Raw genomic sequence first — 22339 nt, forward strand, 5'->3', positions numbered from 1 at the left:
TTCATAATTCTCTATTGCTCTTTCATTTTCTCTTTGATTTCCTTCATAAAGTCTGAAGCGAAAACGAAGTCGTTGATTTCCTTGTTATCTGTCGTGATGATTGATTTGCGGTCGCCCTGCCACCAATTCTGACCTTTGTTGATGAAAACCACGCTGTCGCCAATCTCAATAACGGAGTTCATATCGTGTGTAATCACAATGGTGGTAATTCCGTATTCGTAAGTAATCTCACGGATGAGGTTATCGATCAGGATTGAGGTCTGCGGATCAAGCCCGGAGTTCGGTTCGTCACAGAACAAATATTTCGGGTTCATGGAAATAGCGCGTGCAATAGCGATCCGCTTCTGCATTCCTCCCGAACATTCGGCCGGGTACAATTTGTTTCTTCCCGCAAGGTTTACGCGTTCCAGACAGAAGTTTACACGATCAAGCATTTCCTTTTTGCTCATTTTGGTAAACATGGTGAGCGGGAACATGATGTTTTGTTCCACCGTCATCGAATCGAAAAGTGCCGATCCCTGGAACAACATCCCGATTTCCTGTCGGATTTCTTTGCGTTGCAGACGATCCATCTTCGTGAAATCCCGTCCGCTGTACAACACCTCTCCTGAATCCACTTCGTGAAGTCCTACGATGCATTTTGCCAGAACGGACTTTCCCTGACCGGATTGCCCGATGATGAGGTTCACCTTTCCCTTTTCGAACGTAGCACTAACGTCTTTCAGTACCTGGTTTTCCCCAAATGTTTTATTAACGTGAATAACTTGGATCATTACAACAGGAACATTTGAGTGAGGAAGAAATTGGCAATCAGGATCGCGATACTGGAACTTACTACGGCTTCCGTGGAAGATCTCCCGACATCCAGGGAACCTCCTTTGGTGTAGTAACCTTTATATGATGCGATGGATGTAATCAGGAATGCGAACACCACTGTTTTGGTCAATGCATAAACAATATCGCTGTCTCTGTAAAAGAAGCGGATTCCGTAAACGTATGTTTCTGTAGAAGAAAGTCCGGAAAGCAGCAAAGACAACCAGCCTCCCATCAAGCTCAAGCCGATGGAGAAAATAATCAGGATCGGAAAGAATACCATAGCGGAGGTCACTTTCGGCAGCACGAGGTAGCTCAGGGAATTGACCCCCATGATTTCCAGTGCGTCGATTTGTTCCGTTACACGCATGGTTCCCACTTCGGAAGCGATATTGGAACCGACCTTTCCGGCTAAAATCAATGAAATAATCGTTGGAGAAAACTCCAGGATCGTAGAAGAACGGGTGATGTAACCGATCGTGTAAGAAGGAAGCAGCGGATTATCCATGTTGGATGCCGTTTGCAGGGAAATGACCGCTCCCATAAAGGCAGACATCAAGGCAACAATCGGAATCGACTTGACTCCAATGAGTTCCATTTCCTCAAAAAAACGCTTGCGGAATATTCTCCACTTCTCCGGCTTCGAAAACACGATGTACATCATCATGAAATACTTGCCAATGTTTTGTATGATCGCCATTTCGGATATAAAGTTAAAAAAAAAGGAATAGAGGGGGCTAAATTGAAAATGCAAAATTGAAAAGGGAGAATTGAAAATTGAAAATGTAAAAGTTAAAAGGGAAAAGTTAAAAGGGTGTTTCTTGATCATTTGCAATTGATAATGATGAATGATCAAGAATCAAGTCAGTATAAATTCTTTTCAATTCTCCCTTGTAACTTTCAATTAAAAAAGTGGTTTATCCACCGCATCGGACTGATAACTTGTTGGGTTGCGCAGTACTTCGGGCCGGAAATACCCTTATTTTTGTAGACCGGAAAGATACTTTGACAAAGAAAGAACGATACGAACAACAGCTGAAGCCTTATTTACCGGCTGGATTTGAGTCCATGGTGGCTGATCTGCTGACGAGTCATCCGGTTCGTTTTGCGATCACCAATCCGCGGGCAACCAAATTGGGAGATTACCGTGCGCCACAGTCGGGAGAATCTTTCCACCGGATTTCGGTCAATGGAAACATGAATCCGTACAATTTCCTGATCACCACACTGCACGAATTTGCTCATCTGAAAGTATACGTTCAATTCGGATTCCGGGTCAAACCGCATGGCGAGGAATGGAAAGCCGAATTCCGGAAATTGCTTTGGCCGGCTATTCAAACCGGGTTGCTTCCGAAGGATATTGAAATTGCGTTGATGACCAGCCTGACCAATATGAAGGCTTCATCCTGCACAGATACCCAGCTTTCACGCGTATTGCGCCAGTACGATAAACGGGAGGGAGGGGAGATCATACTGGAGGAAATCCCAAAAAATGCTACTTTTGTTTTGCAGGGAAAAACCTTTGTGAAAGGAGAATTGAGACGAACCCGTTTTCTGTGTACCGAAGTGCCTTCAAAGCGCCAATTTTTAATTCATTCACTTGCAACAGTTCAACTTCTAGAAAACAACTATGAAAAATAATTATTGTGTAATTATGGCCGGGGGAATCGGAAGCCGGTTCTGGCCGATGTCAACCGCGCAGCGTCCGAAGCAGTTTTTAGACGTGCTTGGAATCGGGAAATCCCTTTTACGGATGACTTTTGAGCGGTTGTTACACATTGCTCCGGCAGAAAATATCTACATTGTTACCAATGCAAACTATGCTTCGCTGGTAAAAGAACAACTTCCTGAATTGACAGACGGGCAGATTCTGACCGAACCGGAACGCAAAAACACCGCTCCGTGCATCACGTATGCCGCAGCGAAGATCTATTCCTGCAACCCGGATGCGACTTTGATTGTTGCTCCGTCGGATCACCTGATCCTGAAAGAAGATAAATTCACTGAAATTGTCAACACGGCTATTTCAGCGGCAAATAAAGAAGATCGTTTGGTGACGTTGGGAATCAAACCGACGCGCCCTGATACCGGTTACGGCTACATTGAGTTCATTGAAGACGGTGATATTCTTCCGGGACAGGTGAAAGATGTGAAGCATTTTACCGAGAAACCGAACCGCGAACTGGCAGAAATTTTCCTGAGAAGCGGAAATTACTACTGGAATTCGGGAATTTTCATCTGGCGTGCAAAAACGATTCTGAATGCTCTGGAGAAATTCAAACCGGAATTGTATCATTTGTTTACCGATCAGTCGGAGAAATACAACACACCGGAGGAGCAGTCCTATGTCAATGCTTCTTTTGCGGCTTGTGAAGACATTTCGATTGACTTTGCGGTGATGGAAAATGCGAAAAACGTCGATGTGGTTCTGGCAAATTTCGATTGGTCCGATTTGGGAACCTGGGGAAGTTTGTACACGCACCTGGAAAAAGACTACAACGGAAATGCAGTGATCGGAGACCATGTACACATGATCAACTCGGAAAACTGTATCGTGAATCTGCCAAGTAATAAACTGGCTTTGATCCAGGGATTGGAGAACTACATTATCGTGGAATCAGATAATATGCTGATGATCCTGAATCAGCATGACGAGCAGAATTTGAAAAAATACATGGCTCCGATGGAAGAATCCAGCCCGGAGTTTTTCAAGAAATAACAGAAATTTGAATAAATAGAAAATGGGCGCGATGTATCGCGCCCATTTTTTTGATCTCATCGGGTGGATTTGGTTCTAAGATGTTAAGGTCTGTTGTTGTATTCGCGAAGCAAGTCGAAATAGCTCAAAGTTTCCATCACGACTACTCCGCCGGTTGTGTCACCGTATTTTGCCGGAATAGCTCCTGAGTACACCATGATGTAGCCTAAAGCAGCACTTGGTACGTTTTGAACATCGGTCATTTTTACCCCGTCGATGTAGTTGATGACATCGCCTTTACGTGCTCCGCGGAAGATGAGTTCTCCGTCATTGGAAAGCTTCACATCGGATGAAATGGCAGTAACCATTTGCTTGGCATCGAATTTAACGGACATGTGCTTGATGTCTTTAGCGGTGAGTTTTACCTCCGGTGTAACTCCCAGTCTTAAACTCGGAGGACCGGCAATAACTTCAAAAACGTCTAGTTCGTTTACATTTGCCTGAGCAACAATTCCCGTGTTCCCGTAACCATCTGGCGCTACTTCGACCATTTCCGGTGCATACGTAGTATCTCCTTCAAAAATAAAGTAGACCTTGTAAGATCCTGCAGGAACTGCGGAGATGCGGAACCTTCCATCTTCATCGGTTACGGCTTTGAAAACCTGGTCTCCACGGGAGGTGATAACAAATGCTCCGAAAACGCCTTCTTTTTTGTCGGGTGTTACAAAAGTTCCGATGATATCTCCGAATGTGTTTTGAGCGAAAGTCATTCCTGTCAGAAACAACGCTGCGATACATGTGATTGTTTTCATGATTGAAATTTTAATTGATTTCTATAGAGATGTGGGTAGGGAGGAGATTCCATAAAAAGAGGAAGAAAAAAATGAATGTTGGGTTTAAGTTGTTGATTATCATCCGAGTGTGGTTCATAAATAGGACGTTCACGAGAGATTAATTCGCGAAAATCAACGAAAAATGAATTGATTCAAGTGTTAAATCACTCCGGATTACCCTGAATTTAACATTTCATACCTGGAGAAGCTGTTTTATTTTTTTTATATTGCTGTAACCAAATAATTTAATCATGAAAAAATCAATTCTCTTCGGAGTACTGGCTATTGGTTTAGCCGGAGCCCTGTATTCATTTTCTTCCTCTACCACTTCTTCTAAAAAGAAGCTTGAGCCGTGTAAAAAGACAATCTTATTTTGTCCGAGCGGAGTAGCTTATTACAAATGCAGTACAACCGGAACCATTGATTCTCCGGATTGCTATCGGGTAAGTGCCGGAGGGGTAAATGGAGGTTGCAACATTACAGAATACCCTTGCAACCGTGGTCTTTAATTTTTTAAAGTGGGGAGTGTTTTGCTCCCCATTTCTGTTTACTGCCTGCTCATCAAATCCATTAACAATAGTTGAAACATGTAACCAATGTGAAGCTGTTGAATTCGAACGTGTTCAAGCGAACACTGCAGTTGATTCCATTTCTTTTGAAAGAAGAGATTCCCTGGGAGAGTTAAGTTCCAATATTCCGCCCAAACAGATCGGTCATTCGATGATATTGTTTACGGAAAAAAACTATCTGGTTTATTATGAATCGGTGGATGGAAAGAACTTCCGCCCAATAGAACACGTGCTTCAATTGCCGCCTATTCATGAATCCGTTTCTGATTTTTTAATTACCGGTGATAATCGCATGTTGATTACCTGGAACGACAACCCGGAAATTTTCACCTGGTATAATCCGCAAACAGGTAAACACATCGATTTGAGATTTAGTAAAAGTTCGGTCGGGAAGATTGCTCCGTTCCTGAACTTCGGATTAACGGCGTATACAGGACACTTGCTGCTTCCTATTGTCTCATATGATGATGCTTCTGCCAAAAACAATGTCTTCGGGCTGTTTGATCAAGACCTGAACTATTTGAAAGGGTTAGCGAATTATGAGAATCACGATGCCGAATTGTTTGCCCCGTTTTCCGATTCCCCTATTACATCCCGCATTCAAAATGATGAGTTCTTTGTATCATCCAGTGTTGTAAATGGTGCTGTCAAATTCAATCTGAAGACGAACAGGCACGAAAGTATTCCTGTTTGTTTTTCAAGCCAATTGGCGAAGATTCTAAAAAAGGATATTGCCAGGGGTGAGCTTGGTGATTTTAAAGTGCTTGATGAAAAATATGTGGTGAATCCCTACGTGATCGGGCTACATGCCACTTCTGAAAAATTAGTGCGGATAGCGAAACATCAGCAGCCGTTTTTTAATACTGCTTCGGGACTAAAAAATACGATGCTGAATGCGCGATGGAGTATGGAAGTGCTGGACTTAAAATCAAAAAAAGGACACATTCATTACTTCAATCCTAATGAATATGTGTTTACCAATGTCATCACGACAAATAAAACGGTTTACATCTTATCCGCTAAAAATCATAAAACGTTTACTTATTATGCATTTTTTTAAACTGCTTATTTTTTCAATCTTATTTTTAGGAGCGTGTCAAAATGAACCAGATACGGCTGTTGAATCAACTCCATATAAATTTCACTTTGATGCTTATCAGCGAAAAAAGGAATTGTCGCTGTATGTACGGAAAGAACTTTCTGCCGAAGTTTCGGATGCTGCTTTTGATACACTGTACTTTGTTCCGTTAAATAGCTGCGATAAATGTGTTCAGACCGTTTTTAGATCATTAATCAGGAATAATCATGAAGGAACAGTCATCCTGGGCGGAAAACCTGAATTAGCAACGGCCTTTACCAAAGAACTGGATCAATTGAAAAACCAACGCATTTTTGTCGATAGCAATTACATGATGCAGAAATACAATCTTGATATCTACGGCCCGACGATTATTCTTCACGGGGCAAAAAAGAAACCTTTGTTTTTAAATTTGGATTATAAAAACTGGGAATTGGTGGCGACCGAATTTGGGTGGAAGTGAGATGCTTGTGGGGCGTAATTCCGCAATATTACGTCCAGAAAATAAAAACAAAAAGAGGGGACGCGATGCATCGCGTCCCCTCTTTTTTAAACTTCTTCTTAATTACAAAGATTCAGCAACCACTTCCTTCACATCCGGTAAGTGCTGCTTCAATAAATTCTCAATCCCACCTTTCAGAGTTGCCGTACTGGACGGGCAACCGGAGCAGGATCCGCGCAAAGCAACGGTAACGGTTCCTTCTTCGAAACCTACGAAATCAATTGCACCTCCGTCACCTTCGACTGCCGGACGTACATATTCATCCAACAACGAACGAATGGCATCATCGTATTCGGAAGGAGCGTACTCTTTAACCGGTTTCGCATTGTCTTCGTCAGCTGCTTTCGGTCTTGGAGCCGGCATTTGGATCAAAATATCTTTTCCTTCAACAATCCAGTTTTTCACGAATTCACGCAACTCCATTGTTACGAAATCCCAGGAAATGGTGTCGTTTTTAGCAATCGTCACAAAATTTGCCGTGATGAAAACCGTTTTTACAAAAGGAAAATGAAATAACTCTTCAGCAAGCGGTGAGTAGCCTTTGGCTTCAGCACCTGAATGAAACTCTACAGACTCTCCGTTAATCAATAAATACTTGTTCGCGACGAATTTCATCGTGTTCGGATTGGGAGTCATTTCAACATATACTGTAACTGGAACTGATGTCATGATGTTTGTCAATTTTATTTCTACAAAGATACTCTAAATTGAAAAGTGAAAATGTAAAATTGAAAAGGGCGGAGAATTTTATCCGAAACCTACTTTTCAATGCTCCATTCTCAATTATGTTCAGCTGGCTCTACGTGTACGAGAACATCTTCAATTTCCGGCAAGGCCTGGATCAGGTGCTCTTTGAGGTTGTGGGCAATGGTATGTCCTTCGTGTACGCTCAGGTTTCCGTCTACGTGAATATGTAAATCTACCCAATAACGCATACCTGATTTGCGTACCCAGCATTTTTCAGTGGTGTGAATTCCTTCCACTTCCATCGCTTTTTCACGGATAATAGCAATGAAATCATCGTAGCGGTGTTCGTCCATAATTTCACCCAAGGCAGGCCGGAAAATTTTGTACGCATTGTAAAAAATGATAAAGGACGCAATTAAAGCAGCCCAATCATCTGCCTGTGCCCACGCGTCACCCATGTATACGGCAATGGCAATACCGACAAAAGCACACGCAGAAGTAATGGCATCGCTGCGGTGGTGCCAGGCATCGGCTTCGAGAGACGAACTTCCGACCTCTTTCCCGGATTTGGACACGAAGCGGAAAAACAATTCCTTCGTCAGGACAACCGCAGCAATGAACCATAAGGTGTAGGATTTAGGCGCTTTGTGAGGTGTCTGAATGTTGTGGATACTTTCAATAATAATGAGGGTAGCGGAAGCAACGAGAAATCCAACCACCACGAAAGTGATCAGCGGCTCGACCTTCCCGTGACCGTACGGATGATTTTCGTCCGGTGGACGTTTGGCATAGCGGAACCCGATAATGACCAAAGCAGATGAAAAAACATCTCCGGTAGATTCAATCGCATCGGCAATAAGTGCATAAGAGTTTCCGAAATACCCCACAATTGCTTTCATCGCCGCCATCAGGAAATTTCCTATCAGGCTGAACCAGGCTGTTTTTTCAGCCTTATCATGCTTCTCACTCATGCCGGGGAATCTTGACAGTTTTTACAAATACCGGAAATCGTGAAGAACGTCTCTTCCGCCTGGAAACCCTCCGGAAGTGCGAAGGAGGGAATGACCTGGTCGAGGCAAGTCAGCTCACTGCAAATGCGGCAACTGAAATGAATGTGCTCGTGCTCGTGTCCATGCTCGTGTTTGTGATTGCAGGAACTGCAAGCAGCGTAATTCACCACGCCATTGACATTGACAATCTTATGAATCAACCCGTCATCCAGCAGGCGGTCGAGCACGCGGTAAATCGTCACACGGTCACACAACCCATTCAGCTTGTGCTGAATAGCAGGTTGGGACAGTGCCACATTCGAATCGTTGATTAATTCCAAAATGGCACTCCGGGCAGCTGTATTTCTTGTTGTCTTCATTGTGATTTTACAGGTAACAAAGGTACGAAGTTTAATCCGTTGGCATTTCAAGATAAATCTTTTTTATGAAATTAAACGAAGTTCTTTTTTCGTACTTTTGGATTCACGTGAAGCGAATTTTACAAATAGGAATGATTGTGGTCGTGCTGATGGGAACCATCGGTATTCCATTCTATCAACATACCTGTTTCAGTGCAAATCAGGTTCATCAATCTGTTTTTGTAGCTTCTCATGAGTGCGCGAAGGAACACGAAAAAGAAGTGAAACCTGCTTGTTGTTCCGCACCGAAAGTAGTGGTGGAAGAACACCAGGAAAGCGTGGAAGGGCAGTGTTGCGTGGACGAAGTGTCCAATTGGCAGTTCTCCTTTTTCTTCTTTCAGAGCGTACACCCGGTTTTTACCGAAACCTTTGAAGAACTATCCGTTTTATCATTCTTTTCCCCGTTTGAAATTATTCTGACCAACGAAGATCAGCAGCTGTTTTCCGGTTCTGATCCCCCCACCGTCTTATCGGTTCTCGAACGGTTAACTAAATGGTGTATCTGGCGTTTATAGAAACTTCCTTTTGACTAAAAAGTGAAGTAGAATTAAACGTTAAAACCAATGAAATACATTCTTTCCGGTTTTTTCCTGTTTGTTATATCCTTCAGTCACGCCCAATTGCAGGGAATCGTGTTTGGAATAAAAAACGGAGGGAAAATACCGCTGAAACAAGCAAAAGTGATCTTGCGAAAAGCACAAATCCAGGTCTATACAGACGAAAAGGGGCGCTTTGAAATCATATTATCAAAAGAACTGCCGGATGTACTGGTCGTTTCTGCACCCGGTTTCGAACCCGATTCGGTGACAGTTACCAAAGACGATCGGTTTTCCGGAATGGAAATTGACCTGTTTGAAATCGATGAACTGGATGAAGTGGTGGTGGAATTCAAACAGGATTCCAAAACCTTTTCACGCCTGAAACCACTGCAGGTAGAAAACCTGGGCGAAGGTGAGTTGAAAAAAGCTGCCTGCTGTAACTTGTCCGAATCGTTTGAAACCAACGCCACGGTCGATGTGAATTTTACGGATGCCGTTTCCGGGGCGAAAAAGATCCAGTTGCTCGGACTGGACGGTGTGTACACCCAATTACAAATGGAAAATATCCCCTTCCTGACCGGTTTGGAAAGCAGTTTCGGATTGAATTCCGTGCCGGGAACCTGGGTAGAATCCATCCAGATTACCAAAGGAACAGGATCGGTTGTGAACGGTTACGAATCGATGGCCGGACTTATCAATGTGGAATTCCGGAAACCGGCTACCATGCAGCGTTTCTTTGTAAACGGTTACGGAAATACACTCGGAAGAGCAGAACTCAATGTCCACGGCGGACAAATCATCAACGACAAATGGAGCACCGGAACCTTTGCGCACGTTTCAACGCTGCAAAGCGAATGGGACATGAACAAAGATGGATTCCGCGATGCGCCTTTGAGTAAATCCGGGTCGTTTATGAACCGCTGGGAATACAACGGGAAAAAGTTCGAATCGCGTTTTGGCGTAAATGCCTATTACGATCAGCGCCAGGGAGGGCAGTTGTATGGAATCGCGAACCGCTATCAAGCAGAAACGACCAATCAGCATGCCGAATTCTTTGCCAAAACCGGCTTTTTGTTCCCGAACAAACCCTATCAGAGTCTCGGAATTGTCTACCAGTTCAAATACCATCAATCGGATGGATTGTACGGCCTGAGAAATTTCGGAGGAAGAGAACTGCGCGGGTATATCAATGCCATTTTTGACGGAATTATCGGGACAACGGCTCATAAATACAAAGTCGGATTGTCTGCCGTGGGTCAGGATTTGCAGCAGCACCTGGATTCGGTCAACTTCAACCGGAATGTGATTACACCGGGAGCCTTTTTCGAATACACCTACACCGGAACGCGTCTCACATTAGTTGCGGGAATGCGTGCGGATTATCAAACGGCATTCAGCGATCAGAAAGCGAAATTCCAGTTCTCGCCGCGCGTTCATGCGAAATGCGCATTGGATGAATACACAGACGTGCGCGTTACGACCGGGAAAGCATGGCGTTTGCCAACGATCATCATGGATAATTCCTCTTTGCTTGCCACATCCAAAACCTGGGTGGTAAACGGAAGCAACCAGCAGGAAGAAGTGTGGAATTCAGGAATTTCAGTGATCCGCTCCATGAGATGGTGGAACCGTGCGGCAAGCATTTCTGCCGATTTCTATCACGCGCGCTTCAGCCGCCAGCTGATCATTGACCGCGAACAATCAACCGATTCGATCTTCTTCGGTTTCCAGTCCAATACCTCGCGAAGCAGCACCTTTCAGGCCGAACTTAGCTTCATGCCCTGGAGAACAGTTACATTCCGTTTGGCATACAAATACCTGGAGGTAAAAGCAGATTATGCCGGAAGTTTGCGCCAGCAGGTGATGATTCCGCAGCACCGCGGTTTGTTCAATGTGGCGTTTGCCAGCAGAAACAAAAAGTGGGAGATCGATGGTACGGTTTCTGTATACAGTCCGATGCGTTTGCCGGATGTGACACTTCCCGACGGAACCCGTTTAACCAACGAGAAAAGCCAGGTAGTGCCGGTTGGATTGGCGCAGGTTACACGCCACTTCAAGCGCTGGGATGTGTATGTGGGCGGAGAGAATTTGTTTAACTTCAAACAGAAAAATCCGATCATCAGTGCCAACAATCCATACGATCCGACCTTTGATGCAACGCGTGTGTGGGCTTCGGTGATGGGAACGGTTGTTTATGCCGGGTTCAGATATGAAATTAAACGAAAAACAGAGAAAAAGTAGGAGGGGAATACTCTTATTAATAGAATAGTAAAGATTTAAATAGTTGTTTGAAAATTAAGATATTAAAAGAGTTCAAGAGTTCAAGAGTTCAAGAGTTCAAATTTGATTTTAAACGCTTTGAAGGCTTTCACCCCTTTGAACTGATTGACGAAATTTTCAATCAAAAACTTCCAGAACCAGGACGTTCGGAGAAAATAAAATATGTAAAACTTAAAATAGAAAAGATGAAAACCAGTTTATTATTATTTGCAATTCTGCTGATGAGCAGTTTCGGATTCGGCCAGAAACCAAGCGGAAAAACAGAAACCGTTGTGATCCAGACCAGTGCTGAATGTGGTGAGTGTAAAGAACGTATCGAAGGAGCGTTGAATTATACTAAAGGGATTAAATTCGCAGAATTAGATGTGGATTCGCGAAAATTGACTGTGAAATTCAAAAATGATGTGATCACGCTGGACGAAATCAAGAAGCAGGTGAGCCAGTTAGGTTACCAGGCTGATGAAGTCAAAGCAGATCAGGCAGCCTTCGATAAACTACCGGCGTGTTGTAAGCCTGGCGGTCATTGATTTGATTGTAAAAAACGATCCTCGTGCTCTTCGTGTACCTGGTGGTAAAAACCACTAAGATCGCGAAGGGTACGAGGTTTTTTGTTTGAAACCTGCGGAATCAGCGGGAAATTTTATCCCCCGATTTTAAAAGACATATTGCTGATCACTGATGCAATCAGTAAGGGAAAGACCACCAACAAACTGTTTTGAGCGAGATCAATCCAAATCCGTTTGGGATTGCCGGTTTGAATGTGTTTTACAATGATGGCAATCGTTGTCCAAAGCCAGAATAGAACCAGGAAAATTCCCGCCACAACAAGTTGAATCGCGCCGTCGAGGTAATCGTGTTGTGCCGCGAATGACAAAAACAGGCAGACCAGGACACTTCCCAGATAGCTCAATACGACAGGAATAATCAGCGGCCGCTTTTCGTTATTCAGGATTTTGTGGAACCAGAAAACACATCCGGCAAAGGCCATGAAGTTGAGAACAATTGCAATCATGATTCTGAAATAACTGATTTTTTACTCAGGTTTGCAAGCGCCAGGAGTCCACCGACTGTTAAAATAGCTCCGCCCACGAATGAAAACCCTGCACCGATAAGGTCTGCAATATCGGAAGAAAACAAAAACGGCAGGCAGAACAACATGCCGGAAATTCCCGCCGCGACGGAACAAACAGCTCCATACATCACAAGGTTTTTGAGAGCCGGTCGTTCCGCTTTTTGTGTGCTGTTTTCCATCAGTTGGGTTCTCAATTCGAGGGTATTGCGGTGAGCATATTGTTCAATCGTCCAGGTGCGGATCGGAAGCGCTTTTCTGCCCTTTTTGAAATCGCGGTATAGATTTCTCCATTCATCCGGGAGCAGGGAAGCCCCAAAAACCAGGATAGCGAAACTAACCAGGCTGTAATTGCGGTTCCCGATCATAAACGCCTGCAACCTGATTTCATCGACCGGGGTCATCTGGTAACCGAGGAGTACGTGTTTCAGATCGTGGCTTTCGAAACCCGGAACGAGTTTGACCCCGTTTTGATCGAGACAACGTGCAATGTCTGCTCCGAGCGTACCTTCCGGAAGAGTCCGGATCCACTCGTTCTTTTGTTCGTATGCAGACTGCTCATCGTGCAGTTTCTGAATGGTTTTTACGGTGAGATCAAACGTTTTCAGGATGAGGTGTCGTGCTAATCGCTGGATGGCATTCATGGGCTGGGTTGTTTATTGGATTCGGTGTTACAGATCATAACGTTTCAATTTCGGATTTATTGAAAAGCATCTGGTGTTTTCCATCAAAATCACTGGAATTCCTACATTAAACCTCATTGAAATGAATACCTTTGAATTTACATGTACCAAATCTTTTGCATCGCCTTTTTGTTTGTGGTGATTTTCAGCCTGACACCTGCACATTACCTCCTGAGAGCGTATTTTATGTATGTGCTGTTTCTGTTGATCTCGCTGCTTTTTCCCTGGATCACCTTTGAATTGATCATCAATGATTTGGGAAGCTGGAATGATCCGTACTACCTGGGAGCGACATTTATTCCACTATCGTTTATGATGCTGTACAAGCTTTTTGACAGCATCATCCGGAAGCGGTACGACAGGCATCTGCACATTGTGTTTCATCGGAATTACGCTGGATTTAAAGGAGAATGGCTCGACCTGTTTTTTCAATTGATTCTGTTGTTTTCACCGCTTGTTTTTATCCCACTGGGAAAGTGGTGGAGCGGAGTATTTTGATTTCCGGCTTATTCTTCACCTAATTCCCATTCGCAGATTTCAATTTCCCGGTTGATCGCGTCCCTTAATTCGGGTAGAGCATGGATTGCCCAACGCTGCCCTTCATCCGATAACTGATCCGGGTTTTTAGCTTCGGATTGAATGATGGCTATAAAATCGTCTGCTTCTGAAACGCCCAGCGCAAAAAGTGGCCCGATGAGGTATTTCAATACCTCGTTTTCGCATGCGGGTTTGTAATACAGTAAATGAGCAACCAGCGGAAGATAGAACTGGAAAACACTCATCGCGTTCGAACCGTACTGAATGCCGTGCAACTCCGTTAGCAAGATTTCTATTTCCGCATCGCTGCTCGCTTCGTGCAATTGTTCCAGTAGTTCACAAGTCTTTCGGGCGATGTCCGGGTATTTTTTCATTGCTTAATAAGGTTTGAAGTCAAATTGCGTGTAATGAATGTTTCCCGGGAAAGGTTTCGAATAGTTTTTTCCGAAGCAAAACCGGAGCTGGGTGGGATATTCTCCGTTAAACACCGGAGCTAAAGTCAGGACCATTTCGCCCGGAGGTAAAAGAATCGATCCGACACCGTTTCCACACATGTACATAAACCGTTGTTGAATCGGTTTCCATTCCCCATGGATGTTCCTTGCTTCCAGGATCAATGGCAGGTAATCTCCATACCCGATCAAACAAGTGTCTTTGCTTGTATTGGTCAGTAAAACAGGGTGCGAACCGGCAATTTTCCGTTTCGTATCGAAGCGAATCTCAATGTCGGCTTCGGTTCCCAACGTGTATTTGGAATCACGTTCATCATCCCATTCAATGTAGTATTTTGAAAAGGGTGTTTCTTCGGGTTCGGTTTGCTGTTCTATTTCATCAATCGGAGGTAAGATCGGAAGTTGAAAACGAACCATGGGAAGGAGGTAAATGCTGTCTTTTCGCTGCCCGATGTAGTGAAACCGATACGCTGCAGTTGAACACCAAACCGGATTTTCCTCGTGAAAATGACGGAAGAATTGATCTATCTGAAAGGTATCGAAAACCTGCGGGAAAGCAAGTTGTTTTTCTGCCGGGATTGTTTTTTGTGCGGGGTTGTTTTGGTCGCACGATGCCAGGATCAGAAGGGAAATGACTGCCAGGATTGTTATTCGAAACATAAGCGGTGATTTGGTTCTGACAATAATAAGAAAAGTATCGAAAATACGTTACTCTTCGCCTTTCTTAAACATGCCGCCAACTTCTTTGGAAATGCGCTGAATGGTTTCAACACCGGCAGCCAGTGGACTTCCGTTCATATCATCATATGCGGCATACGACAAATCAGAAAGACTTTGCGATGGATAAACAAACACGTGATCCAGGTTCGGGTTTTCCTTCTCGATGCGTTGCGGAAGCGATTCCATTCCGGTGAAAGCAGAAACCGACCCGGAACGGGCAAACACCGAAATAAACAAGTGATATTCGCCGAAATGAGCCAGTTTCGGGAGAATATCTTCCGGCGATTCGACCGGATAATGTGTCAGATCGGCATTGTATTTTCGATGTGTGCGGTACGCCTTGAGTTTTTCAAATGTTTCCCGCGTGCTGTATACGTCGATGTCGAGATTCAGTTCTTTCGAAATCCGTAAAACGCGCTCCAGCCATTGCTTGCAGTCTTCTTCCAATTCCGCATAAACCGGACAAACTACGGATATTTTGCGGTAACTCGAAAAAGCGTGATTTAAGCGGCAGAAGAAAACGGTTTTCTCACAGACGCTCAGCAAATGTTCCCGGTCATCACTGATCAGGCGCTTGAGGAAATTGATTTTGGAGTTGTCATTGATCAATACGATATCCGCTACCAGTTCTTTTGAAACGCGCGCAATTCCGCTGGAAAGATTGTGATCGATCGTTGCCATGGCGTGCACATTGATTTCGCCGCTGTTGTAGTGCGTAATGAAATCATCGATGTGTTTGCGGGAACGCCGGATGCGCATTTCAGCTTCTTCGTCATTTTCAAGAACACTCACCACGGAGATCGGGTTCATCACGGATTTATCTGTAATCAGGACGGAGAAATCGAGCAATGATTCATTTCCTTTCAATTCGTTGGCAGCCACCAAAACATGCTGGCTCCGCATGGAAGGACCTTCGAGCGGTTCGTTTTTCGTTTGGGCGATGCGGAGCTTTTTTCCGGCATTTTCCGTTACAAACGAAGCCGTCATGCTGGTAATGAGTATCAGGATCACGGTTCCGTTCACGATTTCGATGTTCAGAATTCCCATCGTATACCCGACATTGATTACCGCCAGCGTTGCCGCCGCATGTGCCGTGCTGAGTCCGAAAATGATTTGTCTTTCCGGCCGGCTCAAACGGAAGATGAGTTGTGTAATCAGGGCAGCAAGGAATTTACTGAAAATGGCAAAAGTGCTCAGGATTCCGGCTACTGCCCATGCCCACGGGTTGTTTGCCAAAACGTTCACATCCACCACCATCCCAATGGAAATCAGGAAGAACGGAATGAACAACGCATTCCCGATAAACTCCACGCGGTTCATCAAGGTAGATGAATGCGGAATGAGCCGGTTCATCACCAAGCCGGCCACAAACGCCCCGATAATACCTTCGATTCCGGCTACTTCTGCCAAAAATGCCGCGAAAAACAAAATGGAAAGTACGTAGATGAACTGCGAAGATTTTTCGGATTCCAGTTTGCTGAAAAACCAGCGGGAAACTTTCGGAACTCCCCAGAACATGATCAGGCTGAAGATGGAAAGCGTAATGGCGAGGTGAATCAATACACTGGTGTTGATCACGCCGTTATCGGAACCCGAAATGACCGCAAGAATGATCAAAACGGCAGTGTCGGTGAGAATCGTTCCACCCACTGCAATCGCAACGGCCTGCATTTTGGAAATTCCGAATTTGGAAACGATCGGGTAGGCAACCAGCGTATGTGTTGCAAACATGCTTGCGGTGAGCAAGCTGGCCATTTCACTTAAGCCCAGTGCGTACCGGCAGGTCGGGTAACCCAGCAAAAGCGGAATGAAAAAGGTCAGTGCCCCGAATGCGAGTGATTTGTTCCGGTAGCGTCTGAATTCCTGCATATCGAGTTCCAATCCTGCCATGAACATGATGTAGAGCAAGCCGATTTTCGCAAACATATTCACGAATCCCGTTTTCATATTTGCTTCCGAAATGAGCTGAAACCCATTCGGCCCGATGATCACTCCGGAAATAATCAAACCGATCAAAGCCGGAATTTTGACTCTTCTGAGAATGATCGGAGAGAACAAAATAATCAGGAGCAGGATGGAAAATGTAAGGATTGGATTTTCAAGCGGCAATTTGAATTGACCGATCAGGTGTTGGAATTCTTTCGAAAATTGCTCAAATAATCCACTCATTTATTCCAGGTAATAACGATACAAAAGTAATCGCAATTTTGGCGAATTAACGGTTTCGTTTGTTGAAATCAAAAAATCTTCTGGCTAAAATTGAAAAGCAGAGCATAATGTCCGTTCGTAAATTGCTGTCCGGCCCGGAGAAGAACACATTGTTTTTACTATTTTTGCACGCCTTTTAAACCAATGCTACAACTTGACAGCATGCTTTTGGCATCGTTTTTGAAATGCGCATTTAAATTAAACGTATAACAATGAAACACTTTTTTACCCTCTTTGCTCTATTATTTATTTCGCAGCTGACGCAGGCGCAACAGAACACCAACCTGGTTTTCTTCTCCGAACAAGGTCAGCAGTTTTACATCATCCTGAACGGAATTCAGCAGAATGCGAATCCTGAAACGAATGTACGTGTTACGAACCTGATCCAGCCTTTTTACAAAGTGAAAGTGAAGTTCACGGATGGAATTACGCCGGAAATTGATAAAACAATCAACTTCGAACAAGGTACGGAAACAACCTACTCCATTAAAAGTAATAACAAAGGTGAAGTGGTGTTGAGATGGATGAGTGAAGTTCCGATTGCACAAGCTCCGCGTCCGATGGCGAATCAACAAGTGATTGTTTATCACACCACGCCTCCTGCAACAACCGTTACTCAAACAACTGTTGTTTCCAGCTCTTCTACAACAACGAACAATCCTGGAAATGCCGGCGGAATCAACATGGGAATCAATGTGAATGACCCGGGTTATGGTGGTGGAAACATCAACATGAATATCCAGGTGAGTGAAAACGGAATGAATACACAAAGTCAAAGCACGACTACCACGTATTCGACGACGACCACTTCAACGAATACCAATACAGGAACAGTTGGGACGGTTGGAACAGTGCAGCAAACAGGATATGTGATGCCTGGATACAGCGGAAATGTAGGATGTAACGGTTACCCGATGGATGAAACCCGTTTCAACCAGGTTGTACAGTCTATCGAAGCCAAAAACTTTGACGATTCCAAACTGACTATGGCGAAACAAGTGATCAATACCAACTGTATGAAAAGCAGCCAGGTAAAACGCCTGATGATGTTGTTCAGCTTCGAAGATACGCGTTTGGATTTGGCGAAATATGCTTACGGATATACATACGATATCGGGAATTACTACCAGTTGAATGATGCGTTCAAATTTGAATCAAGTATTGAAGAGCTGAATGAGTACACCAGCGGATTTACGAGATAATCCGAAACACGATAAAATTGAAAAGCCATTCGTCCATTGACGGATGGCTTTTTTTGTTGAAATGATGGAAATCGAAAAAATCCCCTTCAGCCTTATTCTGATGAATTTAAAACTGCGTTTTCCTCTAATATGACTGTTTTGAATAACCGGTTAAGGTTTCAGAATAAGTACTGAAGGGGTGTTTGTTAGCCATAAACTCTGCGTTTCAACTGCTTTTTTCCAGCTGTCGTGGCTGATCAGCATCAGATCCTGTTGTACCATGAACTCTTTGTCGAGGCGCGGTTCTGTTTGAAGCGAGATATGGTTGGGTGCTACTTGTTCGATCATGCGGATGGATTCTTTCAGTTCCGGGTGTGTTTTTACAATTCCGGAAGAATCGATAATGACTACACGTGCATCGCTGTGGTGAATCAATTTTTGTGCATATACCAGCAGGAAGCTGTCGTGAATGGAAAAGATCGGTAAGAAGACATTCTCCACTTTTTCCAGGTTTTTGTCGATGACGATTCCCACCGGAAGCTTGGCGTTTTTGATCAATTGGCGTGTGCGTTCGTCGAAAATGGTGTTTTCAAAAAGCGGTTCTTTACCGGTAATGGTTTCATACAAACGCTCCGGGTTAATGAGTTTAGTCGTGAATCCGAGAATTCTTCCCAAAAGCGATCCTTCAAACACCGATCTTCCGATCCCGATGAGCAAGAGGTCAAAATTCCCCGCATTTGACGTATCAGTAATTTCTTTGTCGATATCAACCGTAGGTTTGAACAAGGTCACAACCGGCATGTGCAGTTTTTGGGATTCTTCCGTAATCAGTGCGAAACTTTCCCGTTCGTATTCTTCTGCATTGAACTGGTTCAGGTCGTTACTCAGTGAAACGTGAAGTGCAGTTACATTGGCGTTTTCCGGTGATTTGCGGATGAAACTGTTTGCCAGACGCAGCAGGGTTCTGCCTCTTTCCGGACTTCCGAATGAAAGCAGGATAGAGTATTTCGTGGAAAGTTCCTGTGTACTGCTGATTTCTTCCTGTGATTTTTTCTCAGGAAGAAATCGGTTGATGAGATCCAGCATCGGACCGGTCATAAATGTGGTGATCAAAGCCATAATTACCAGCATCGCGAAGATTTCGTCAGAAAGAACTCCTAAGTCATACCCGATGTTCAGAACGATCAATTCCATCAGTCCGCGGGTGTTCATCAGGGCTCCGATAATGAGGCTGTCTCTCCAGTTTTGTCCCACAAATTTGGCTGCAAGCGCAGAACCCAGGAATTTTCCGATAGTTGCAACTGCAATAATCAGGATGGCAATCGACCACAAATGCCAGTCGTTCAGCAAGCCGATTTGTGTACGCAACCCGGTGAATACAAAGAAGAGCGGAAGGAGTAATAAAACAGAAACATCTTCGATCTTTTCAATGAAAATGGTTCTGAAATTCATGTTGGAAGGCATGATTACCCCAGCCAGAAATGCTCCGAACAATGCGTGAATCCCGATGACTTCTGTTGTAAATGCTGAAATAAGCAGGGTAATGAAGAAAATCGCTACTACCGGTTTGCTCAAGCTTTCCTTGTTGGAATATTTGTCGCCCATGCGTTTCAGGAATGGCTGTACCAGTTTCAGCATGATCAGAACGTAACCAATCGCCATGAAGATGATGTAGATTGCACTCAAAACGGAACCGGCTTTTACAATGGCAATTACAGCAGCGAGGATACACCATGCAGTAATATCGTCAGCGGCCGCACAAGTAATCACGATCGATCCGAGTTTGGTTTTACTCAGTCCGCGTTCCTGTACAATCCGTGCAAGTACCGGAAAGGCTGTGATACTCATGGAAATCCCGATGAAAAGTGCAAAAGACAGGAAGTTGACATTTTCCGGAGCAAATTCGGAGTAGATCATGTAAGCCAGTCCAACTCCCAGCGTGAACGGGAAGATAATGCTTGCATGACTAATGACAACCGCGTCGTTGGCTTTGTTTTTCAGGGTTTTTAACTCCAATTCCATTCCAACAACAAACATGAATAAGATCAATCCGATCTGACTCAGGAATTTCAGGTTGTCCATGGATTTATCCGGGAATACGAAATGCGAGAATTCCGGGAAATACATTCCGATGAATGACGGTCCGAGGAAAATCCCGGCAATGATTTCACCGATCACGGAAGGCTGTCCGATTTTTTTACAGAAAAACCCGAAAATGCGGGCTACGACTATGATTGTGATAATTTGGAGCAGTAAAATTGCCAGCGGATGGGTGAGGTTGTGATAATACGTTTCGGTAAATTGCTGCCAGGTGGAGGCAGTGACTTGGGGTTTGAAAGTGGTTACTTTACCTGGTTCCAATGACTGTCCGGAAACAATGACACCAAAGATCAAAGCAGCAAAGCCGCCAATTGTCAAAATGTAGAATAACAGATTCTTGAGGTTACGCATAATCTTGAAATTTTTAGCAAAAATAAGGTGCTTGATCCGGAAGGGAAGTTCCTGTATTTAGAGAATGTACTGAAACCTTGATTTAATGTACCAAGTCCGGATTTACTGCTTCTGGAATGCTTCCAGGAAGGACTTCCGGTAATTTTCACTCAGGTTGAACTCCAGGTATTTTCCTTCTTCATTCCGGACTTTACTGATGACAAAATCACCCTGGTAACCCTGGATGAAATCCGTCGAAATCACCTCCGATTTGGAAATCCGGATGAATGAAACGGCTTCGAGTTCCTGGAGCAGCTGATCAAATGATTTGTTTTTGACCACGAGCTGATCTCCGTTTTCGAGCAGGAGTAACTTGTCTCTCCGGTCGTACGTATCGGTCGAAAAAGAGACAATCTGTGCCTGCTGAATAGAAAGCTTTCCTTTATTGGTATTCACCGTCCAGGCAGCTTGTTTTTTCTGCTGTTCGATCTGCAGGCGCGCTTTTTCCACTGCCCGCACCAGGCGTTCGCGCTGAACCGGTTTTCGCAGGTAATCGATTGCTTCGATGTCGAATGCGTCTGCGGCATATTCGTTGTGCGCCGTGGTGAAAATAATCGGTGTTGCTTTCAGTTTTTCAGCTACTTCCAGCCCGGTGAGGCTCGGCATCACGATGTCTGAAATGCAGAAGTCGAAGTTCAAATCTTTGACTGCTTCCAGGAAAAGAAGCGGATCGGCGAAGGCTTTCACAACTTCAATTCCGGGAATGGATTCACACAAGGTTCTGAGATAACCCAGCGCCAGCAATTCATCGTCCAGCAATACAACGCGCAGTGTTTTATCCATTCAATCGCAGTTTTAACTGAGCATGAAAAACGGGCTTTTCATTGTTCAGTGTGAGTTGATATGCTCCGGGATACGCAATGTTCAATCGTTCTTCCAGGTTTTTCAAACCGAGTCCGCTGCGTTCTTTTTTCAGGGGAGCGCGCTCGGAAATCCGGTTGCTGACTTCCAGGAGGAATTCTCCGTTGTTGATCTCCAGGTGAATGGAAATGAATGATTCGTTTTTCTGGAAATCAGTGTGTTTGAATGCATTTTCAATCAGGTCGATGGTAATCAGCGGCAAAATCTTCAGGTTCCCGATACGTTCGTCGTCCAGGTTGATCGTATTGCGGATGCGCAGGTCGAAAAGCGGGCTTAATTTCAAACGGTTAATCTCGATGAAATTGGCTGCAAAATCCATTTCTTCCCGCAAGCTCACCAGGGGCTGATCACTTTCATACAACACATAATCGAGCACGCCCGACAGTTTGTCCATCGAATAATAGGTCTGGTATGCGTGGGATTGGATGGAATTCAATGCGTTTTTGAACAGGTGAGGGTTCAGTTTGTAGCGGATCGAACTCAGCTCGTTGGAATGAACCCGGGTGTTCAGTTCGTGGTTTTTGAGTGTCAACTCCCGGTTGTTTTTCCGGGTTTCCTTCAATCTCAGGTAGAGCATCCTGCAATACACTGCAAGTGCCAGGAAGAGTACTGAAACGGAAAAAAGTGCTACTGAAACCATACTTCTGAAATTCGAAGATACAATTTTTGAATCGGATGAACGGAAAGAATGATTTGTTGTCTCATAAAATGAAGCAGATCAGGGATGAAAT

At 44.3% G+C, this 22339-nt stretch carries 24 protein-coding genes; 10 read left to right on the top strand and 14 right to left on the bottom strand.

Features of this window, described 5'->3' with window-relative positions; all coding sequences use genetic code 11:
- Positions 1–11: 11 nt before the first annotated feature.
- Positions 12–773: an ATP-binding cassette domain-containing protein gene (locus ABDV94_RS09085; RefSeq protein WP_343606689.1), complete on the bottom strand. Its 762-nt coding sequence runs from the start codon at positions 771–773 to the stop codon at positions 12–14.
- Positions 773–1513: an ABC transporter permease gene (locus ABDV94_RS09090; protein WP_343606690.1), complete on the bottom strand. Its 741-nt coding sequence runs from the start codon at positions 1511–1513 to the stop codon at positions 773–775. Before ABDV94_RS09090 ends, ABDV94_RS09085 begins: the two co-directional genes overlap by 1 nt.
- Positions 1514–1818: 305 nt before the next feature.
- On the opposite strand from ABDV94_RS09090, the gene ABDV94_RS09095 reads away from it, so the two are divergent.
- On the top strand, positions 1819–2454 hold the full coding sequence (locus ABDV94_RS09095) for a SprT-like domain-containing protein (protein ID WP_343606691.1): 636 nt from the start codon (positions 1819–1821) through the stop codon (positions 2452–2454).
- Complete coding sequence (locus tag ABDV94_RS09100; RefSeq protein WP_343606693.1) at positions 2444–3532, top strand: mannose-1-phosphate guanylyltransferase; 1089 nt, start codon at positions 2444–2446, stop codon at positions 3530–3532. Before ABDV94_RS09095 ends, ABDV94_RS09100 begins: the two co-directional genes overlap by 11 nt.
- 83 nt (positions 3533–3615) lie before the next feature.
- Here the strand turns inward: ABDV94_RS09100 and ABDV94_RS09105 are convergent, their stop codons facing one another.
- On the bottom strand, positions 3616–4323 hold the full coding sequence (locus tag ABDV94_RS09105) for a carboxypeptidase-like regulatory domain-containing protein (protein ID WP_343606695.1): 708 nt from the start codon (positions 4321–4323) through the stop codon (positions 3616–3618).
- Between the two features lie 272 nt (positions 4324–4595).
- On the opposite strand from ABDV94_RS09105, the gene ABDV94_RS09110 reads away from it, so the two are divergent.
- The 3 genes from ABDV94_RS09110 (at position 4596) to ABDV94_RS09120 (ending at position 6454) form a co-directional block, all read left to right on the top strand.
- A complete protein-coding gene (locus ABDV94_RS09110) occupies positions 4596–4853 on the top strand; it encodes a hypothetical protein (protein ID WP_343606697.1) in 258 nt (85 codons plus the stop codon).
- Positions 4854–5064: 211 nt separating this feature from the next.
- Complete coding sequence (locus tag ABDV94_RS09115) at positions 5065–5973, top strand: hypothetical protein (RefSeq protein WP_343606699.1); 909 nt, start codon at positions 5065–5067, stop codon at positions 5971–5973.
- Entirely contained in the window at positions 5960–6454 is a 495-nt protein-coding gene (locus ABDV94_RS09120; RefSeq protein WP_343606701.1) for a hypothetical protein, read from the top strand. The genes ABDV94_RS09115 and ABDV94_RS09120 overlap by 14 nt, the downstream gene beginning before the upstream one ends.
- Positions 6455–6556: 102 nt before the next feature.
- Here the strand turns inward: ABDV94_RS09120 and ABDV94_RS09125 are convergent, their stop codons facing one another.
- The 3 genes from ABDV94_RS09125 to ABDV94_RS09135 form a co-directional block, all read right to left on the bottom strand.
- Entirely contained in the window at positions 6557–7162 is a 606-nt protein-coding gene (locus tag ABDV94_RS09125; protein WP_343606703.1) for a NifU family protein, read from the bottom strand.
- A 110-nt stretch (positions 7163–7272) separates the two neighbouring features.
- Entirely contained in the window at positions 7273–8151 is an 879-nt protein-coding gene (locus ABDV94_RS09130) for a cation diffusion facilitator family transporter (RefSeq protein ID WP_343606704.1), read from the bottom strand.
- A complete protein-coding gene (locus tag ABDV94_RS09135; protein WP_343606706.1) occupies positions 8148–8549 on the bottom strand; it encodes a Fur family transcriptional regulator in 402 nt (133 codons plus the stop codon). Before ABDV94_RS09135 ends, ABDV94_RS09130 begins: the two co-directional genes overlap by 4 nt.
- A gap of 65 nt (positions 8550–8614) precedes the next feature.
- On the opposite strand from ABDV94_RS09135, the gene ABDV94_RS09140 reads away from it, so the two are divergent.
- The 3 genes from ABDV94_RS09140 to ABDV94_RS09150 are packed head-to-tail and all read left to right on the top strand — an operon-like array spanning position 8615 to position 11934.
- The gene (locus tag ABDV94_RS09140; protein WP_343606708.1) at positions 8615–9103 is read left to right on the top strand and encodes a hypothetical protein; all 489 of its coding nucleotides are present in this window, start codon (positions 8615–8617) and stop codon (positions 9101–9103) included.
- A 48-nt stretch (positions 9104–9151) separates the two neighbouring features.
- Positions 9152–11368: a carboxypeptidase-like regulatory domain-containing protein gene (locus ABDV94_RS09145; RefSeq protein ID WP_343606710.1), complete on the top strand. Its 2217-nt coding sequence runs from the start codon at positions 9152–9154 to the stop codon at positions 11366–11368.
- 47 nt (positions 11369–11415) lie between these two features.
- Positions 11416–11934, top strand: a complete 519-nt coding sequence (locus ABDV94_RS09150; protein ID WP_343606712.1) for a heavy metal-associated domain-containing protein — start codon at positions 11416–11418, stop codon at positions 11932–11934.
- Positions 11935–12047: 113 nt separating this feature from the next.
- On the opposite strand, the gene ABDV94_RS09155 is transcribed toward ABDV94_RS09150, so the two are convergent.
- Both ABDV94_RS09155 and ABDV94_RS09160 read right to left on the bottom strand, forming a co-directional pair.
- Positions 12048–12419 (bottom strand): hypothetical protein, encoded by a 372-nt coding sequence (locus ABDV94_RS09155; protein WP_343606714.1) that lies wholly within the window; start codon positions 12417–12419, stop codon positions 12048–12050.
- A complete protein-coding gene (locus ABDV94_RS09160) occupies positions 12416–13120 on the bottom strand; it encodes a hypothetical protein (RefSeq protein WP_343606716.1) in 705 nt (234 codons plus the stop codon). Before ABDV94_RS09160 ends, ABDV94_RS09155 begins: the two co-directional genes overlap by 4 nt.
- 141 nt (positions 13121–13261) lie before the next feature.
- Between ABDV94_RS09160 and ABDV94_RS09165 the strand changes: the two genes are divergently transcribed.
- A complete protein-coding gene (locus ABDV94_RS09165) occupies positions 13262–13657 on the top strand; it encodes a hypothetical protein (RefSeq protein ID WP_343606717.1) in 396 nt (131 codons plus the stop codon).
- Between the two features lie 8 nt (positions 13658–13665).
- On the opposite strand, the gene ABDV94_RS09170 is transcribed toward ABDV94_RS09165, so the two are convergent.
- The 3 genes from ABDV94_RS09170 to ABDV94_RS09180 are packed head-to-tail and all read right to left on the bottom strand — an operon-like array spanning position 13666 to position 17037.
- On the bottom strand, positions 13666–14070 hold the full coding sequence (locus tag ABDV94_RS09170; protein WP_343606719.1) for a hypothetical protein: 405 nt from the start codon (positions 14068–14070) through the stop codon (positions 13666–13668).
- Between the two features lie 3 nt (positions 14071–14073).
- Positions 14074–14808, bottom strand: coding sequence for a hypothetical protein (locus ABDV94_RS09175; RefSeq protein ID WP_343606721.1), 735 nt, complete (start codon positions 14806–14808; stop codon positions 14074–14076).
- Positions 14809–14856: 48 nt separating this feature from the next.
- Positions 14857–17037, bottom strand: a complete 2181-nt coding sequence (locus ABDV94_RS09180) for a cation:proton antiporter (RefSeq protein WP_343606722.1) — start codon at positions 17035–17037, stop codon at positions 14857–14859.
- A gap of 251 nt (positions 17038–17288) precedes the next feature.
- Between ABDV94_RS09180 and ABDV94_RS09185 the strand changes: the two genes are divergently transcribed.
- The gene (locus ABDV94_RS09185) at positions 17289–18278 is read left to right on the top strand and encodes a DUF4476 domain-containing protein (protein WP_343606724.1); all 990 of its coding nucleotides are present in this window, start codon (positions 17289–17291) and stop codon (positions 18276–18278) included.
- Positions 18279–18428: 150 nt separating this feature from the next.
- Here ABDV94_RS09185 and ABDV94_RS09190 read toward each other — a convergent pair whose 3' ends face one another.
- The 3 genes from ABDV94_RS09190 to ABDV94_RS09200 all read right to left on the bottom strand — a co-directional run bounded on the left by ABDV94_RS09190 (position 18429) and on the right by ABDV94_RS09200 (position 22248).
- A complete protein-coding gene (locus ABDV94_RS09190; protein WP_343606725.1) occupies positions 18429–20708 on the bottom strand; it encodes a cation:proton antiporter in 2280 nt (759 codons plus the stop codon).
- 102 nt (positions 20709–20810) lie between these two features.
- Entirely contained in the window at positions 20811–21530 is a 720-nt protein-coding gene (locus tag ABDV94_RS09195; RefSeq protein ID WP_343606727.1) for a LytTR family DNA-binding domain-containing protein, read from the bottom strand.
- Complete coding sequence (locus ABDV94_RS09200; protein WP_343606729.1) at positions 21523–22248, bottom strand: histidine kinase; 726 nt, start codon at positions 22246–22248, stop codon at positions 21523–21525. The genes ABDV94_RS09195 and ABDV94_RS09200 overlap by 8 nt, the downstream gene beginning before the upstream one ends.
- Positions 22249–22339: the final 91 nt, after the last annotated feature.

Source organism: Fluviicola sp. (genome assembly GCF_039596355.1).
GTDB lineage: Bacteria > Bacteroidota > Bacteroidia > Flavobacteriales_D > Crocinitomicaceae > Fluviicola.

Excerpts from the sequence above, each read along its gene's own strand:
- ABDV94_RS09190 (WP_343606725.1), bottom strand. The coding sequence starts at position 20,708 with ATGCGTAACCTCAAGAATCTGTTATTCTACATTTTGACAATTGGCGGC.
- ABDV94_RS09100 (WP_343606693.1), top strand. The coding sequence starts at position 2,444 with ATGAAAAATAATTATTGTGTAATTATGGCCGGGGGAATCGGAAGCCGG.
- ABDV94_RS09175 (WP_343606721.1), bottom strand. The coding sequence starts at position 14,808 with ATGTTTCGAATAACAATCCTGGCAGTCATTTCCCTTCTGATCCTGGCA.
- ABDV94_RS09170 (WP_343606719.1), bottom strand. The coding sequence starts at position 14,070 with ATGAAAAAATACCCGGACATCGCCCGAAAGACTTGTGAACTACTGGAA.
- ABDV94_RS09180 (WP_343606722.1), bottom strand. The coding sequence starts at position 17,037 with ATGAGTGGATTATTTGAGCAATTTTCGAAAGAATTCCAACACCTGATC.
- ABDV94_RS09105 (WP_343606695.1), bottom strand. The coding sequence starts at position 4,323 with ATGAAAACAATCACATGTATCGCAGCGTTGTTTCTGACAGGAATGACT.
- ABDV94_RS09120 (WP_343606701.1), top strand. The coding sequence starts at position 5,960 with ATGCATTTTTTTAAACTGCTTATTTTTTCAATCTTATTTTTAGGAGCG.
- ABDV94_RS09155 (WP_343606714.1), bottom strand. The coding sequence starts at position 12,419 with ATGATTGCAATTGTTCTCAACTTCATGGCCTTTGCCGGATGTGTTTTC.
- ABDV94_RS09085 (WP_343606689.1), bottom strand. The coding sequence starts at position 773 with ATGATCCAAGTTATTCACGTTAATAAAACATTTGGGGAAAACCAGGTA.
- ABDV94_RS09110 (WP_343606697.1), top strand. The coding sequence starts at position 4,596 with ATGAAAAAATCAATTCTCTTCGGAGTACTGGCTATTGGTTTAGCCGGA.
- ABDV94_RS09145 (WP_343606710.1), top strand. The coding sequence starts at position 9,152 with ATGAAATACATTCTTTCCGGTTTTTTCCTGTTTGTTATATCCTTCAGT.
- ABDV94_RS09195 (WP_343606727.1), bottom strand. The coding sequence starts at position 21,530 with ATGGATAAAACACTGCGCGTTGTATTGCTGGACGATGAATTGCTGGCG.
- ABDV94_RS09140 (WP_343606708.1), top strand. The coding sequence starts at position 8,615 with ATGAAATTAAACGAAGTTCTTTTTTCGTACTTTTGGATTCACGTGAAG.
- ABDV94_RS09125 (WP_343606703.1), bottom strand. The coding sequence starts at position 7,162 with ATGACATCAGTTCCAGTTACAGTATATGTTGAAATGACTCCCAATCCG.
- ABDV94_RS09185 (WP_343606724.1), top strand. The coding sequence starts at position 17,289 with ATGAAACACTTTTTTACCCTCTTTGCTCTATTATTTATTTCGCAGCTG.
- ABDV94_RS09130 (WP_343606704.1), bottom strand. The coding sequence starts at position 8,151 with ATGAGTGAGAAGCATGATAAGGCTGAAAAAACAGCCTGGTTCAGCCTG.
- ABDV94_RS09135 (WP_343606706.1), bottom strand. The coding sequence starts at position 8,549 with ATGAAGACAACAAGAAATACAGCTGCCCGGAGTGCCATTTTGGAATTA.
- ABDV94_RS09115 (WP_343606699.1), top strand. The coding sequence starts at position 5,065 with ATGATATTGTTTACGGAAAAAAACTATCTGGTTTATTATGAATCGGTG.
- ABDV94_RS09090 (WP_343606690.1), bottom strand. The coding sequence starts at position 1,513 with ATGGCGATCATACAAAACATTGGCAAGTATTTCATGATGATGTACATC.
- ABDV94_RS09160 (WP_343606716.1), bottom strand. The coding sequence starts at position 13,120 with ATGAATGCCATCCAGCGATTAGCACGACACCTCATCCTGAAAACGTTT.
- ABDV94_RS09165 (WP_343606717.1), top strand. The coding sequence starts at position 13,262 with ATGTACCAAATCTTTTGCATCGCCTTTTTGTTTGTGGTGATTTTCAGC.
- ABDV94_RS09200 (WP_343606729.1), bottom strand. The coding sequence starts at position 22,248 with ATGGTTTCAGTAGCACTTTTTTCCGTTTCAGTACTCTTCCTGGCACTT.